The sequence below is a fragment of the Klebsiella quasipneumoniae subsp. quasipneumoniae genome (genome assembly GCF_020525925.1).
GTDB lineage: Bacteria > Pseudomonadota > Gammaproteobacteria > Enterobacterales > Enterobacteriaceae > Klebsiella > Klebsiella quasipneumoniae.
This window is the reverse complement of the sequence record NZ_CP084876.1, coordinates 4,952,142-4,967,042: the sequence shown is the minus strand read 5'-3', so window position 1 is coordinate 4,967,042 and position 14,901 is coordinate 4,952,142. Positions and strand designations below refer to the sequence as shown.

14 protein-coding genes are annotated in these 14,901 nt (G+C 55.2%); 11 read left to right on the top strand and 3 right to left on the bottom strand.

Annotated features, from left to right (window positions below):
- Positions 1-14: 14 nt before the first annotated feature.
- Positions 15-296 carry a YjcB family protein gene (locus LGM20_RS23800; protein WP_002885064.1) on the bottom strand — a complete coding sequence of 94 codons (282 nt, stop codon included), beginning with the start codon at positions 294-296 and terminating at the stop codon, positions 15-17.
- A gap of 508 nt (positions 297-804) precedes the next feature.
- Here LGM20_RS23800 and LGM20_RS23795 point away from each other — a divergent pair.
- Positions 805-2,409, top strand: coding sequence for an EAL domain-containing protein (locus tag LGM20_RS23795; RefSeq protein WP_023291645.1), 1,605 nt, complete (start codon positions 805-807; stop codon positions 2,407-2,409).
- Here LGM20_RS23795 and soxS read toward each other — a convergent pair.
- Positions 2,394-2,723, bottom strand: a complete 330-nt coding sequence (soxS, locus tag LGM20_RS23790; RefSeq protein ID WP_023291646.1) for a superoxide response transcriptional regulator SoxS — start codon at positions 2,721-2,723, stop codon at positions 2,394-2,396. The genes LGM20_RS23795 and soxS overlap by 16 nt on opposite strands.
- Positions 2,724-2,807: 84 nt before the next feature.
- On the opposite strand from soxS, the gene soxR reads away from it, so the two are divergent.
- The 4 genes from soxR to LGM20_RS23770 all read left to right on the top strand — a co-directional run bounded on the left by soxR (position 2,808) and on the right by LGM20_RS23770 (position 7,728).
- A complete protein-coding gene (gene soxR / locus LGM20_RS23785; protein WP_004206331.1) occupies positions 2,808-3,266 on the top strand; it encodes a redox-sensitive transcriptional activator SoxR in 459 nt (152 codons plus the stop codon).
- A gap of 259 nt (positions 3,267-3,525) precedes the next feature.
- Complete coding sequence (locus LGM20_RS23780) at positions 3,526-4,194, top strand: glutathione S-transferase family protein (protein WP_044525143.1); 669 nt, start codon at positions 3,526-3,528, stop codon at positions 4,192-4,194.
- A 390-nt stretch (positions 4,195-4,584) separates the two neighbouring features.
- Positions 4,585-5,934, top strand: coding sequence for an NCS2 family permease (locus LGM20_RS23775; RefSeq protein WP_004206333.1), 1,350 nt, complete (start codon positions 4,585-4,587; stop codon positions 5,932-5,934).
- Between the two features lie 147 nt (positions 5,935-6,081).
- Positions 6,082-7,728 carry a Na+/H+ antiporter gene (locus LGM20_RS23770; protein ID WP_004206334.1) on the top strand — a complete coding sequence of 549 codons (1,647 nt, stop codon included), beginning with the start codon at positions 6,082-6,084 and terminating at the stop codon, positions 7,726-7,728.
- 135 nt (positions 7,729-7,863) lie between these two features.
- On the opposite strand, the gene LGM20_RS23765 is transcribed toward LGM20_RS23770, so the two are convergent.
- Positions 7,864-8,745 carry a LysR family transcriptional regulator gene (locus LGM20_RS23765; protein WP_017900105.1) on the bottom strand — a complete coding sequence of 294 codons (882 nt, stop codon included), beginning with the start codon at positions 8,743-8,745 and terminating at the stop codon, positions 7,864-7,866.
- Positions 8,746-8,849: 104 nt separating this feature from the next.
- Between LGM20_RS23765 and LGM20_RS23760 the strand changes: the two genes are divergently transcribed.
- From LGM20_RS23760 to LGM20_RS23735, 6 genes are all read left to right on the top strand, one after another.
- A complete protein-coding gene (locus LGM20_RS23760; protein WP_004206336.1) occupies positions 8,850-9,257 on the top strand; it encodes a CidA/LrgA family protein in 408 nt (135 codons plus the stop codon).
- On the top strand, positions 9,254-9,943 hold the full coding sequence (locus LGM20_RS23755; RefSeq protein ID WP_044525144.1) for an LrgB family protein: 690 nt from the start codon (positions 9,254-9,256) through the stop codon (positions 9,941-9,943). The genes LGM20_RS23760 and LGM20_RS23755 overlap by 4 nt, the downstream gene beginning before the upstream one ends.
- A 509-nt stretch (positions 9,944-10,452) precedes the next feature.
- The gene (locus tag LGM20_RS23750) at positions 10,453-11,010 is read left to right on the top strand and encodes a fimbrial protein (RefSeq protein ID WP_072096590.1); all 558 of its coding nucleotides are present in this window, start codon (positions 10,453-10,455) and stop codon (positions 11,008-11,010) included.
- A 59-nt stretch (positions 11,011-11,069) separates the two neighbouring features.
- On the top strand, positions 11,070-11,759 hold the full coding sequence (locus tag LGM20_RS23745; RefSeq protein ID WP_044525145.1) for a fimbrial assembly chaperone: 690 nt from the start codon (positions 11,070-11,072) through the stop codon (positions 11,757-11,759).
- Entirely contained in the window at positions 11,713-14,304 is a 2,592-nt protein-coding gene (locus LGM20_RS23740) for a fimbria/pilus outer membrane usher protein (protein WP_044525146.1), read from the top strand. Before LGM20_RS23745 ends, LGM20_RS23740 begins: the two co-directional genes overlap by 47 nt.
- Positions 14,305-14,339: 35 nt before the next feature.
- Positions 14,340-14,891 carry a fimbrial protein gene (locus tag LGM20_RS23735; RefSeq protein ID WP_044525147.1) on the top strand — a complete coding sequence of 184 codons (552 nt, stop codon included), beginning with the start codon at positions 14,340-14,342 and terminating at the stop codon, positions 14,889-14,891.
- The last annotated feature ends 10 nt before the right edge of the window (positions 14,892-14,901 follow it).

The following is a 14,901-nucleotide window of genomic DNA, read 5'->3' as shown; positions in this document are numbered from 1 at the left end:
GAAGCTTTTTAACCTCAGGTCATCATCATTGGCCATTCTGGCGGTGTCTGACTCATGACTTCAATCATCACATCTTTGATATTGCCCCAGATTTTGGCAATATCGAGCAGGGTGATGCCGAGCAAACCGGTGGCGAACCAGCAGGCGGCGGCAAGGCCGAGGCAGCTGCAGATCACCGCCAGACCGGCATAATCGCTTTTGCGAAGTTGGATATTCAGTGAACTGGCAAGAAACATCAGTACCGCGCTCACCAGGGGCCAGCGCAACAACACAACACTGGTAGTAATGGAAGCCATTAACCTGTCCTCAAAGAAAGTCGGGGAGCCATGGACGACCTGGCGCGACTGACGATGGCATAGCGCTCTGGTCTCAACTGGCGTACTAGAGAGTGATGAAACGCCATTTCTGTTTCATCAACTTGTGTGAACTATATCACACTTGGCGCTTTATTCACCAGTCAAAAAATGAGCTTTCGCTGCGCTTAATAACAATGTTATTAATGTGGATATTAGTAAGTAACCTCCGATGATCTTATTTTCATTCTCTTGCTAATGATTATTATTCTGCGGGTTTTATTACTTGTTCTTGTTTAATACACGGAGAAACCGAGTCAGAAGCGCGTCTATTCTTAATCTTGGCGGAATATCTTCCGAATACCTGATAAATAAGTATTATTCTTCCCTGTCAGTGGTAAAGCTGACGCCCGTGAGGGCTGGCGGAAATCGGCTGATGTCTATCGCAGTCGCGATTGCTAACGTGTTTGGGCTACCTTAATTAAGGCATATCGCATGGATGTAAGCGTAAATGGGTGACAGTACGCCGCATAAGGCGCTAAGGCTCATCGGAACGGGTTTGGTTATTTTATTGCCAGTGGTACTGGCATTGTGGTTTGCCCAGCTGCGGGCAAAAGCCGAAACCATTGATCAATTACACTCATTTTCGCAGCTGGCGCTGCAAAAAACGGAAATGGTCATCCGCGAAGCGGATCAGGCCCGGGCGAAAGCCAGCCAGTATCGCGGGGAGCTGTGCTCAGCGGACCATCAGCGTTATTTATTGCATATCGTTCGCGGCCTGCTGTATGTGGAAGATCTGATCTACGCTAACGGTCAGCGCTTTATCTGTTCAACGTCCGTTCATCAGCAAACCGGCTGGCGGATGCCGGCGGCCAATTACACCAAAAAGCCGGATGTCGCGATTTACTATTACCGGGACACGCCGTTTTATCCCGGCTTTGCCATGAATTATATGCAGAAGGGACCCTATGTGGTGGTGGTCAATCCCTTCTCGTTCAGCTCAGTGATCGCCAGCGATCGCGATTTAGCCTATGGCGTGTTCGATACCAAAACCAACCTCTTTTTCTCGGTTAGTAACAATGTCGAGCCCGCGGAGCTCCATGCGTTAATTCGCGAAGGCGATACCTTTTTTAATCAGAATGGCCGGGTGTATACGATAGCCCGCTCTGCTATCCGGCCGATCGCCGTCATTATGTCCACCTCGCGGGCCAGCTATTATCACAACTTTTGTGACCAGGCCAGCCTGACGCTGCCGCTGGGGATCATCTGCAGTATTTTACTGGTGCTGGTGTGGTCGCGCACCCGCCGTCAGTATCACTCGCCGCGCAATATGCTGCAGCGGGCTCTGAGCTGCCGCCAGCTGCGCCTGCACTACCAGCCGATTATCGATATTAAAAATAACCGCTGCGTCGGGGCGGAAGCGCTGCTGCGCTGGCCAGGGTTTGACGGTCCGGTGATGAACCCGGCGGAGTTTATTCCGCTGGCGGAAAATGAAGGCATGATTGCCCAGGTGACGGACTACGTGGTGGATGAGCTGTTTTACGAAATGGGAGAGTTTCTTGCCAGCCATCCGCAGCTGTACGTGGCGATCAATCTCTCTGCGTCGGACTTCCACTCGGCGCGGCTGATTTCACAGATCAGTGAGAAAGCGCGCAGCTATGCGGTCTGTATCGGGCAGATCAAAATCGAAGTAACCGAGCGGGGGTTTATCGACGTACCGAAGACCACGCCGGTGATTCAGGCGTTCCGCGAAGCGGGCTATGAAATTGCCATCGATGATTTCGGCACCGGCTATTCGAATCTGCATAATCTGCACGCCCTGAATGTCGATATCCTTAAAATCGATAAAACCTTCGTTGATACGTTGACCACCAACAACACCAGCCACCTGATTGCCGAACACATCATCGAGATGGCGCGCGGGTTGCGTCTAAAGACTATCGCGGAAGGCGTGGAGACGCCTGAGCAGGTAAGCTGGCTCTACAAGCGCGGCGTGCAGTATTGCCAGGGCTGGCTGTTTGCGAAAGCGATGCCGGCGCGGGAGTTTATGCAGTGGTTAGCCAATGCGCCCGCGCCCGTGAACGTGCCTCAGCCGTCGCGTCACGCGGAGATCTGATGGCGGTAGTCGCTGGGGGTGCGGTCGAACTCCCGGCGGAAGACTCGCGAGAAGGTTTGCTGCGAGACGTAGCCCAGATCCATGGCGATATCAAAGATCGGCCGCTGGGTGGTTCGCAACGCCTCCGCCGCCAGCAGCAGACGGCGCTGACGAATATAATCCCCCAGCGTCTGATGCATCACGGTGCGGAACATCCGCTGCAGGTACCACTTCGAGTATCCTGACTTTCTGGCGACTACATCAATGTTAAGTGGTTGATCGATATGTTCATCAATCCATTCAATCAGTGTTTGAATAATATCCTGATGGGACATAAAGCGGCCTCTCTCAATTCTCGATTCGTCGTTTTGTCTGCGGGCGAGTATAATTCCTCAAGTTAACTTGAGGTAAAGCGCTTTATGGAAAAGAAATCACCCCGCATCAAAATGCTGCTGACGCCCGGGGAAGTGGCAAAACGAACCGGCGTGGCGGTCTCGGCCCTCCATTTTTATGAGAGTAAAGGGCTGATCCACAGCCAGCGGAATGCCGGCAATCAGCGGCGCTACCGGCGCGATGTCCTGCGCGCGGTGGCGATTATCAAAATTGCGCAACGTATCGGCATCCCGCTGGCCACCATCGGCGACGCGTTTGGCGTGCTGCCGGAAGGGCACAATCTCAGCGCAAAAGAGTGGAAAATGCTGTCATCCCAGTGGCGCGAGGAGCTGGACCGGCGTATCCACACCCTGACGGCGCTGCGCGACCAGCTCGACGGCTGCATCGGCTGCGGCTGTTTATCGCGGCGCGACTGCCCGCTACGCAACCCGGGCGATAAACTGGGGGAAGAGGGGACCGGCGCCCGGCTGCTGGAGGAGGAGTGATAAAACTAAAGCGCCACAACTGGGCGCTTTAGTTGTTTTCCGGTCTTGGTCTTTCGCATTATCTCGTTGGTTCACGAGAGGGTTTCCCCCGACGTCGACGTCCCTCAGTATTGCGCAATCTGTTGATGGAGGTTCCGGTTTGCGTCGACACTTTAACTATGGCATCCGCCGCCGTTTTTTCCTCACTATTTTGCCGAAATTTTCCCGGCAATCCGCGCCTGTTCCTATAGTTAATTTGAACAAACCACGGGAGAGGCCCATGCTGACGGTACATCATCTTAATCAGTCACGATCGCAACGCGTACTGTGGGCGCTGGAGGAGCTACAGCTGCCTTATCAGATAGTCCGCTATCAGCGGGAAAAGTCGATGCTGGCGCCAGCGGCATTGAAGACAATCCACCCGCTGGGGAAATCGCCAGTGCTGGAAGACAACGGCTATGTGCTGGCGGAGTCCGGAGCGATCCTTGAGTATTTGCAGGAGAGCTGGGACAGCGATGGGCTGCTGAAGCCACAGGGCGCGGATGACAAACTGCAGTACCGCTTCTGGCTGCACTATGCCGAAGGCTCGCTGATGCCGCTGCTGTTAATGAAGCTGGTGTTCGCCAGCCTCGGCAAACCCCCGGTGCCCTTTGGCGTCCGCTCGCTGGGCTCGCTGCTGGGCAAAGGTATCCAGAAAGCGTGGCTCGATCCTCAGCTGGCCACCCATGCGCGGTTCATTGACGACCATCTTGCCACGCGGCCATGGTTTGCCGGCGATCGGCTGAGCATGGCCGATATCCAGATGAGCTTCCCGGTGATGGCGCTGCTGGCCCGCGGCGGCATGCATGATCTTCGCCATATTGAGGCCTGGCGACAGCGGGTGGAACAGCGCCCGGCCTGGCAGCGGGCTATCGAGCGCGGCGGCCCCTTCACCTTACCCGGCGCCTGAAGTATCAGCGGATCCGATGACGCGGCTAAATGAAAGCAACTCACTAAAAAATTGTTAGCGGATTGCGCATGGACGATAACGTTTGCGCATCGGCTGGTTATTTTCTGTTCGTCATAAGCGAAATTTAGCGAAATACGATAAACATCGGTTGAAAAGGGTTATCTAAAGGCCGGATAATCGTTTGCCTTTCTGTTTTACTCCCTCTTTTTTCTGCTAGCCGGGGGGAGTTGATAAGGTTGACACACCGTAGTGTATGCGCGGAGTTAAACGTTTGCTTTTTTGCGGCCCCCCTGGCGCTGCGATTCGGTACAAGGAGATCGCGTTTAACTGGCAGTGGAAGGTCCACCACGCATATCAACGAACAATAAAAATTTTCAGGGGAAGTTTTCTATGTCTACGCCTTCAGCGCGTACCGGCGGTTCATTAGACGCCTGGTTTAAAATTTCGGCGCGCGGTAGCACCGTGCGTCAGGAGATTGTTGCAGGTCTTACTACCTTTCTGGCAATGGTGTACTCCGTCATCGTGGTGCCGGGCATGCTCGGAAAAGCGGGCTTCCCGCCGGCCGCGGTGTTTGTTTCTACCTGTCTGGTGGCGGGCGTTGGCTCGCTGGCGATGGGATTATGGGCAAACCTGCCGATGGCCATCGGCTGCGCTATCTCGTTGACCGCTTTCACCGCCTTCAGCCTGGTGCTGGGGCAGCACATCAGTATTCCGGTGGCGCTCGGCGCGGTATTCCTGATGGGCGTCCTGTTTACGGTGATCTCGGCAACCGGCATCCGCAGCTGGATCTTGCGCAACCTGCCGCAGGGCGTGGCCCACGGTACCGGGATCGGGATCGGTCTGTTCCTGCTGCTGATTGCCGCCAATGGCGTTGGCCTGGTGATCAAAAACCCGCTGGACGGTCTGCCGGTGGCGTTGGGGAACTTTGACAGCTTCCCGGTGGTGATGTCGCTGATTGGCCTCGCGGTGATCATCGGTCTGGAAAAAATGAAGGTACCGGGCGGTATTCTGCTGACCATTATCGGCGTGTCGATTGTCGGCCTGATATTCGATCCTAACGTCCATTTCTCCGGGATTTTCGCCATGCCATCCCTGAGCGATGACCAGGGCAACTCGCTGATTGGCAGTCTGGATATCGTCGGCGCGCTGAATCCGGTCGTGCTGCCCAGCGTACTGGCCCTGGTGATGACGGCGGTCTTTGACGCCACCGGCACCATCCGCGCGGTGGCCGGTCAGGCGAACCTGCTGGACAAAGACGGACAGATCATCAACGGCGGTAAAGCGCTGACCACCGACTCCCTGAGCAGCGTCTTCTCAGGCTTAGTCGGGGCGGCGCCGGCGGCGGTGTATATCGAATCGGCGGCGGGTACGGCAGCCGGCGGTAAAACCGGCCTGACCGCGGTGACGGTAGGGGTCCTGTTCCTGCTGATCCTGTTCCTCTCTCCGCTCTCTTATCTGGTGCCGGCCTACGCGACCGCGCCGGCGCTGATGTACGTCGGCCTGCTGATGCTGAGCAACGTGGCGAAGATCGATTTCAATGACTTCGTTGACGCCATGGCTGGCCTGATCACCGCGGTGTTTATCGTGCTGACCTGCAACATCGTGACCGGCATCATGATCGGTTTCGCGACCCTGGTGATCGGCCGCCTGGTCTCCGGCGAGTGGCGTAAGCTGAACCTCGGCACGGTGATTATCGCGGTGGCGCTGGTGGTGTTCTACGCCGGCGGGTGGGCGATTTAAACCCTTTGTGCTCCTCACGGGCGGCTCAGGCCGCCCGTTTTATTTTTAAGCCACATCCTGTTTCCATTTGCGTTAATCTGGGTAGCGTATGATTCAAAGGCAAGACGCCTCACAGGTATAAAAGAAAACGCAGCAAACAGGGAACACATGGAAATATTCTTTACCATCCTCATCATGACCCTTGTGGTCTCACTCTCCGGGGTAGTGACGCGCGTACTGCCCTTTCAGGTTCCACTTCCACTGATGCAAATCGCCATTGGCGCGCTTCTGGCGTGGCCGACCTTTGGTTTGCATGTTGAATTTGATCCAGAGCTGTTTCTGGTCCTGTTTATCCCGCCGCTGTTGTTCGCCGACGGCTGGAAAACGCCAACTCGCGAATTCATTGAGCACGGGCGCGAGATCCTCGGCCTGGCGCTGGCGCTGGTGGTCGTGACGGTGGTCGGCATCGGCTTTCTGATCTACTGGATTGTGCCGGGCATTCCGCTGATCCCGGCGTTCGCGCTGGCGGCCGTGCTGTCGCCGACCGATGCCGTGGCGCTTTCGGGTATCGTCGGGGAAGGGCGGATACCGAAAAAAATCATGGGCATTTTGCAGGGTGAGGCGCTGATGAACGACGCCTCCGGCCTGGTCTCGCTCAAGTTTGCCGTCGCGGTGGCGATGGGCACCATGGTCTTTACCGTCGGCGGCGCCACCGTCGAGTTTCTGAAAGTGGCGATTGGCGGCGTGCTGGCCGGGTTTGTGGTGAGCTGGTCGTATGGCCGCTCGATGCGCTTCCTCAGCCGCTGGGGCGGTGACGAGCCCGCCACGCAGATCGTCCTGCTGTTCCTGCTGCCGTTTGCCTCCTATCTGATTGCCGAACATATCGGCGTCTCCGGCATTCTGGCGGCGGTGGCGGCAGGGATGACCATCACCCGTTCCGGCGTGATGCGTACCGCGCCGCTGGCGATGCGCCTGCGCGCCAACAGCACCTGGGCGATGCTGGAGTTTGTCTTTAACGGCATGGTGTTTCTGCTGTTGGGCCTGCAGCTGCCGGATATCCTCTCCAGCTCGCTGGTGGCGGCGGAAGCCGACCCTAATGTCGAGACCTGGATGCTGTTTACCGACATCATCCTGATCTATGCCGCGCTGATGCTGGTGCGTTTTGGCTGGCTGTGGTCGATGCGTAAGCTTAGCCAGCGCTTCCTGAAGAAGAAACCGATGGAGTTTGGCTCCTGGACCACGCGCGAGCTGCTGATCTCCTCCGTTGCCGGGGTGCGCGGGGCGATTACCCTCGCCGGTGTGCTCTCTATTCCGCTGCTACTGCCGGACGGGAATGTCTTTCCGGCGCGCTATGAGCTGATTTTCCTCGCCGCCGGGGTGATCCTGTTCTCGTTGTTCGTTGGGGTGATTGCGCTGCCGATCCTGCTGCGCCACATTGAATCGAGCGATAATGTGCAGCAGCGGAAAGAGGAGCGTCTGGCGCGCGCGGCGACGGCGGACGTGGCGATTGTGGCGATCCAGAAGATGGAAGAGCGGCTGGCGGCGGATACCAAAGAGAATATCGATAACCAGCTGCTGACCGAAGTCAGTTCGCGGGTGATCGGTAACCTGCGCCGCCGCGCCGATGGTCGTAACGATGTGGAAACCTCGATGCTCGAAGAGAGCCTGGAGCGGCGCTTCCGCCTGGCGGCGCTGCGCTCTGAGCGCGGTGAGCTGTACCATCTGCGCGCCACCCGGCAGATCAGTAACGAGACGCTGCAGAAGCTGCTGCACGACCTCGACCTGCTGGAAGCGCTGTTGATCGAAGATCAGTGATCGTCAGGCCCGGTGGCGTAGCGCCGCCGGGTGATCTCTCGTAACGCACGTGCGCCCGCGGGCAGCTGACGCCTTACCGGGCCGACAACCTCCGCGGTATCCACCCGATGCGCACCAGCCTGGCGCCGCCAGGCGTTATTCCAGCCAGAACGCTTTACTGCACGCCAGCCAGGCCTCAGCGCTGCGCGACATATACACGCCTTCCCGCCAAATCATCCCCAGCTCCCAGCGCAGCTCGCTTTGCAATGGGATCCAGCAAAAGTTCTGCGGGTCGAGACGCTGGCAAATCGGCTCCGGCAGGATCGCCACGCCAATGCCGGCCTGCACCATGGCGGCGAGAAAGTCCCACTGGCCGCTGCGCACGGCGATCCGCGGCTTCACGTCGTGCTCGCTAAACAGGCGCATCAGCTGCTGGCTGAGGGCAAATTCCTCGTTGTAGATAACCAGCGGATGCGCCGCCAGCTCCGCCGGCGAGAGCGACGTTTTGCCTTCCCACGCCGCGGTCCTGGGCGTCAGGACGCACAGTGGGTGGTTGAACAACGGCAGGGTGGTGAGGCTGCTACCCTCTTCGATCGGCAGGGCGGTCATCGCCATATCAAGTTCGCCATTGCTGACCGCCTGCTGGACCGTCAGGCCGCCAAACTCGGCGATTTTCAGCTCGACGCCCGGGTAGCGCTGGCGGAAACGGCTGATCGGCTCCGCCATCAGCATCCCGACCATCGGCGGAATGCCAAGACGCAGCACCCCCTTATGCAGGTGATTGATATCGCTCAGCTCTGACTCCAGCTGGCTGAACTCGCCGAGGATCGCCTGGCCGCGTTCAAAAACCACGCGCCCGGTATCGGTAAGCAGCAGTTTGCGGCCGTCGCGGATCAACAGCGTGCAGTTCAGTTCATCTTCGAGATTTTTGAGCATCTTGCTGATGGTGGGCTGTGTGACAAACAGCTTTTCCGCCGCGCGAGTAAAACTCTGCTGACGAACCACTTCAACGAAATAGCGCAGCGTTCGGATATCCATAATTATTCCCTGAGACTATACCTGCGATGATTTTAATTCATTTCTGTCCGCGTCGGCGGCTCTCTATACTGCATGCCTGACTTCTTTTTTCAGGACTATCGCTCATGGCCTTCGCGCCAGCTCGCGTTGCCCCTGCTGTGGCGCAGCGACTTCAGATCCCGATACAGGTGCTGCTCTACGTCGGGTTATTCATCTTCGCACAATATCTGGTGAACAGGTGGCAGGTACCCTTGCCGGCCAACTTAGTGGGCATGGTGATGCTCCTGTTGATGATCGTTTGCCGGGTGATCCCCCTCAACTGGGTTCGCGCCGGCGCCCGCTGGCTGTTGGCGGAGATGCTGCTGTTTTTCGTCCCGGCGGTGGTGGCGGTGGTCAATTATGCCCAGCTGTTGATGGTCGACGGATGGCGTATTTTCCTGGTCATTGCGTTGAGCACGCTGATGGTGCTCGGCGCTACGGCCTGGGTCGTTGACAAGGTTTATCGTTACGAAGTGAACAGGATAAAAAAATGAGCGATACCACGCTAAGTATCCTGTGTCTGGCGGCGACGCTGGGCCTCTATTACGCTAACAAAAAACTGTATCGCCGTTTTCATAAACTGCCGTTGATGCCGCTGGTATTTACGCCGATCCTGCTGGTGCTGATCCTGGTGGCAGGCCATATCTCTTATCAGAGCTATATGGGAGAGACCCACTGGCTGCTCTGGCTGCTGGGCCCGGCGACCATCGCCTTTGCCGTCCCGGTCTATGAAAATATCGCGGTGATCAAACGCCACTGGATGTCTCTCAGCGCAGGGGTGGTGACGGCGGTGGTGGTAGCGGTGACCAGTTCCGTGTGGCTGGCGCGCGGATTGATGTTGTCTGACGAAATACAGCGTAGCCTGGCGGTGCGTTCGGTGACCACGCCTTTTGCCCTGGCGGCGGCGAAACCGCTCGGCGGTCAACCCGATCTGGTGGCGCTGTTTGTGGTGATCACCGGCGTCTTTGGTATGGCGGTGGGGGACATGCTGTTTTTACGGCTTGCTATCCGGGAAGGGATGGCGAAAGGGGCCGGGTTCGGGGCGGCCTCCCACGGTGCCGGAACCGCGCGCTCCTATGAGCTGGGCCAGCAGGAGGGCGTAGTGGCCAGCCTGGTGATGATGCTCTCAGGGGTGGTCGTCGTGCTGGCTGCGCCGGTCGTGCGCTGGCTGCTGTTTTAACATGGTCCCGTAACCGGATATTATGAAATATTGAGGGGGAGAATAGTTATGGACTATTTTCCCCTGTTTTTGTTTATACCCGTTATTACTCATCATAAAAGATTAAGTCGATTCTTATGTTTCTTCTGAATTTGTAAGAAAATATTTCACTGGCGGCAATTATTTAATTGCAATCTAAATATAATTCAGTGTTTTTATTATTTTCACGAATTATATAACTGCTTATCCAAGTGATTTTTAAGGTTTTTTATGTCGCACCGCTAATCTTTTAATACGCGTTGTTTAAAAAATAGCATATCTGTTGATAATTGAATTTTTACCTTGTGTTAGTTATTCTTTTTACGCGAGCTTGTATTATTGAATGGATTCATAGTGGGTCGTTTATTTCTGCATAATAGTGCCTGTCATCAAGCCGATAGCATGTAAATGCCGGCATGACGCCGCGCTGATTGAATTTCATTCTCTAATATCGCTGCATAAAGCAATTGACGGACTGATTGTCGTTTATAATGGATATGGGAATAAATATGAAGATGAGTAAAAAATTTCTGGCAGGTGCCCTGATTTTCTCTGCCTGCAGCGCGCTGTCTACCGTTGCCCAGGCTGATAACACCATTACCTTTAATGGCATTGTTTCAGATACTACCTGTACGGCGACCATCGATGGCGGTGTGACTGCCATTGATATGGGTACCACCTCGGTGGCGGACCTGAAAGCGTATACCTTCGGCGCAGCCAAAAACTTTTCCTTTAGCTTAGCGGATTGCCCGACGGTGGAAGAGGGGGGAAATAACTCCGCCCGCGTGACTTTCGGCGGGGTTTCCGATACCGCGAATAGCGATTACTTTAAAAACCAGGCTACGGAAGACGCAGCAACGGGCGTCGCTGTGGCGCTGTATGACGAAGCCGGTAGCCTGATGAAAAATAACGAAGAAGGTTCCGATGTCGATATCTCTTCCGGTGCCGCAACGATTCCGTTCACCGTTAAGATGGTGAAATCGGGCTCTGGTGAACCGACAAAGGGTGCCGTTCAGACAACGGTAACTTATAACGTGACCTATCATTAATTCTGCATTTTATTGAAGGGAGAAAGGGGGATCGTCTGTTATTCCCCTTATTTAAGCGTATGAGATATCCTTTTTTTGTGGTTGGTTTAGTGCTGTCGTCTTCTATCGCGCAAGCCAGCGTGGTGGTTGGCGGTACGCGCCTTGTCTTTGATGGTACGAAGAATAACGCCGTTATTAGCGTTGAGAATAAAGATCAGAACAGCAATATCGTGCAGTCCTGGCTCTCTGTGGTTGATGCTGCTTCACCAGCAAAAGATGCATTTATTATTACACCACCGCTATTTCGTCTTAAAGCCAGAGAAAAAGGATTTGTGCGTATTGTCCGTTCAGGAAAGATGTTACCAGACGACCGCGAATCCATGTTTTGGCTAAATATTAAAGGGATCCCGGCGACGGAATATATTCCTGATAAAAATGTCGTGCAGTTTGCTATCAACTCGAAAATAAAATTAATTTACCGGCCTGCCGCGTTAAAAGGTAATACACCAGAAAGCTATGCCGACAAATTACGATGGGGTAAAGAAGGGGCGTCCCTAACGGTAAAAAATAGTTCGCCAGTGTATATGAATTTCTCGCAGGTTAGTATTAACGGTAAAAATATTTCTGGTGCATGGTTTGCAGCCCCGTTTTCGACTTTAAAAATACCCGTCAGGAGTAACCTGTCCTCGGCAGGAAAAAAAGAAATCACATGGAGCGTGATTAATGATTATGGTATGTCAGGGAAGAAATATACCGCTCTTATTCAGTAGCATTGAGCCGCTATTTCCAACTAAAAGTCTCTGCGTCGCTATTTTTCTGTGCCTGAGTACCCTATCTACTTGCGCTGAGGCCGGCGAATATTTCAACCCAAACCTACTCGAAGTCACCGCTAATAGTGCGACTTCAGTTGATCTGTCTTATTTTTCGCAAGATGGCGTACCGCCGGGTACTTATTACCTGGATGTTTTCATCAATGATAAGTATGTCGGTTCTGAATCGCTCCTGTTTCAGGTAAATAACCCTGACGCTGGTGCAAACGCAACGGTGACTCCCTGTCTTTCTACGGAGTTTCTTCATTCATGGCTCATCAATACCGCCGCCTATCCGAAGCTGTTCGAGGCAGGAGAAACCTGTGCTCAGCTGTCGGCGATCCCGGGCGTGACGTTTACGGTTTCACTTGCCCAACAGCGGATAGATTTTACCGTCCCACAAGCCGCCATGCTGAACCGCCCCAGGGACTATGTGCCGGAGAGCCAGTGGCAGCAGGGGATTAACGCCGGTATTCTCAACTACAGCATTTCCGGGCAGCGCAATACCCCGCGACATAACGGCGCGACTATCGACAGCCAGTTTATCAGCCTGCAGCCTGGCGTGAACCTGGGGCCGTGGCGCCTGCGCAACTACAGCACCTATAGCCACAGCGACAATAGCAGTCGCTGGGAGTCGGTATACTCCTATATCACCCGCGATATCCAAACCCTGCGCAGTCAACTGGTGGTGGGCAACACCTATACGTCGTCCGGCATCTTCGACAGCATGAGCTTTACCGGCCTACAGCTCAGCTCAGATAAAGAGATGCTGCCGGATAGCCTTCACGGGTTTGCGCCGACGATCAAGGGTATTGCGCGTACCACCGCTGAGGTCTCGGTCTATCAGAATGGCTATAGCATTTATAAAACCACCGTTGCACCCGGCGCCTTTGAAATAAAAGATCTTTACGCCACCGGCAGCGCCGGCGATCTGTACGTCAGCATTAAAGAGTCTGACGGCAGCGAGCAAAACTTTGTGGTGCCATTCGCCTCGCTGGCGATCCTGCAGCGCGAGGGCCAGCTGGACTATGCGCTGAGCAGTGGCAGAACGCGCTCAGGTAGCTCCGACGATAAAGAATATAACTTTATTCAGTCCTCTCTGGTTTATGGCGTGACCAGCAACGTTACTCTTTATAGCGGCTTTCAGCAGGCGGAAGATAAATACACCAACTTGCTGTTAGGCGCCGGTTTTAATCTTGGGACTATCGGCGCCCTCTCATTTGATGGTTCTCAGTCATGGGCTGATGTCAACGCCAACGCCGCGGCCACATCGACCAGTAAAGAACAGGGGCAATCTTATCGCGTCCGCTTTAGCAAAAGTTTTCTCCAGACCGGGACCAACTTTTCCGTGGCCGGTTATCGCTACTCCACCGCGGGATACTATTCGTTTCAGGATTTTATCGATAACGCTTCCACTCAGTATGACTGCTGTACCAGCAACGGCAGAACGAAAGGCCGTTTTGACGCCTCGGTGTCACAGACGCTGTTTGGCTATGGCTCACTTTCGCTGTCGCTGATCAATGAAACCTACTGGGACAACTCGCGCATGGCGTCGGTCGGGGTGGGCTATAGCGGAGCAATCGGCAAAGCCTCCTACTTTATTAACTATTCCTATAACCGCAACGTGCAGAACACCGATGACAGCGGTCATAACCGGCCGGCCAGCGATACGGTCGTCTCCCTGACGTTAAGCATTCCGCTGGGAGACTCACTCTCGGCGAATTACACCATGAACCATGGCCGCCATAACGACACCACGCACAGCGTGGGACTTAACGGTTCAGCGTTCGAGGATCGCTCCCTGAACTGGAGCGTGCTGGAAGGGTACAACACCCAGGATAAGAGCACTTCCGGCAACCTCAGCGTCAACTACCAGGGGGCAAAAGGCGACGTGGCGGGCGGCTATGGCTACGACCGCTACAGCAATCACTACAACTATTCGCTGCGCGGCGGCATGGTCGCCCATTCAGGTGGGCTCACGCTGTCACGCTTTCTGGGGGAGAGTTCGGCGCTGGTCGAGACCCCCGGCGTCAGCGATGTGACGGTGCGCGGCCAGACAAACGTGACGACGGATTCCACCGGATATGCCGTGGTGCCCTACGTCCGTCCATACCATCGTAATAGCCTGGCGCTGGATGAACAGGAAATCCCCGGCGCTGAAGTGGATAACGTTGCCAGAACGGTGGTACCGACGCGCAACGCGATCGTCAAAGTGCAGTATGACACGCGAATTGGCTATAAGGCGATGCTCACACTGCGCACCCGCAGCGGGGTGGTGCCCTTCGGCGCGCTGGTGACCCTCGATAACGCCCGGCCTAACACCAGCGTCTCGCGCAGCAATATCGTTGGCGATGAGGGGCAGGTTTACCTGACGGGGTTGCAGAAAAAAGGCCAGCTGCTAGCACGCTGGGGGGACAAAAGCAGTGAGCAGTGCACCGCTCATTATGATTTCTCCAGCACCACGCTGAGCGACAATATTCAGTTTTATCAGGCCATCTGCCGATAATGGCCGCACGTTCGCAACAGGAAAAAAGGGCTGATATGAGCATTAAAGACTGCGGAGCAGGGGGCTGTGTACTGGCTAGCCTTTTACTGCTCTCCGCTCCCGGGTTGGCTTACGAGAGCAACAGCACGGTCAATTTTAAGGTTACGGGCACGATCGAAGCGCCCTCCTGTGAGGTGGCTGTGGAGCCGTCGAATCGTATTGATTTGGGCACCGTTCCCTATCAGACGTTCTCCGGAAAAGCGGGATCGAGCAGCGCCAGCGTGCCGGTTAAGCTGCTCTTTTCCAACTGTTCCGCCTATGCGTCGGCAGTGACGATCACATTCAGTGGGGCTGGTTTCGATGAAGCCCATACTTCGATCTATAAAAGCTATATGACAGGCAATAGCGGGGCCAGCGGCATTGGTTTGCAACTGCTCAGCATGGCCGACCAGCAGCCGCTGGGCCCCGGTAACCAGTATCTCTTCACCTTTGATAGCGAAGCGGACATCCACACGTTCACCATGGCGGCACGGATGTACTCACCTTATGGCCAGGTGAGTCCCGGCATTGTCGGTTTTACCGCCACGTTTGATGTGGCTTATAAATAATCATTTCGAC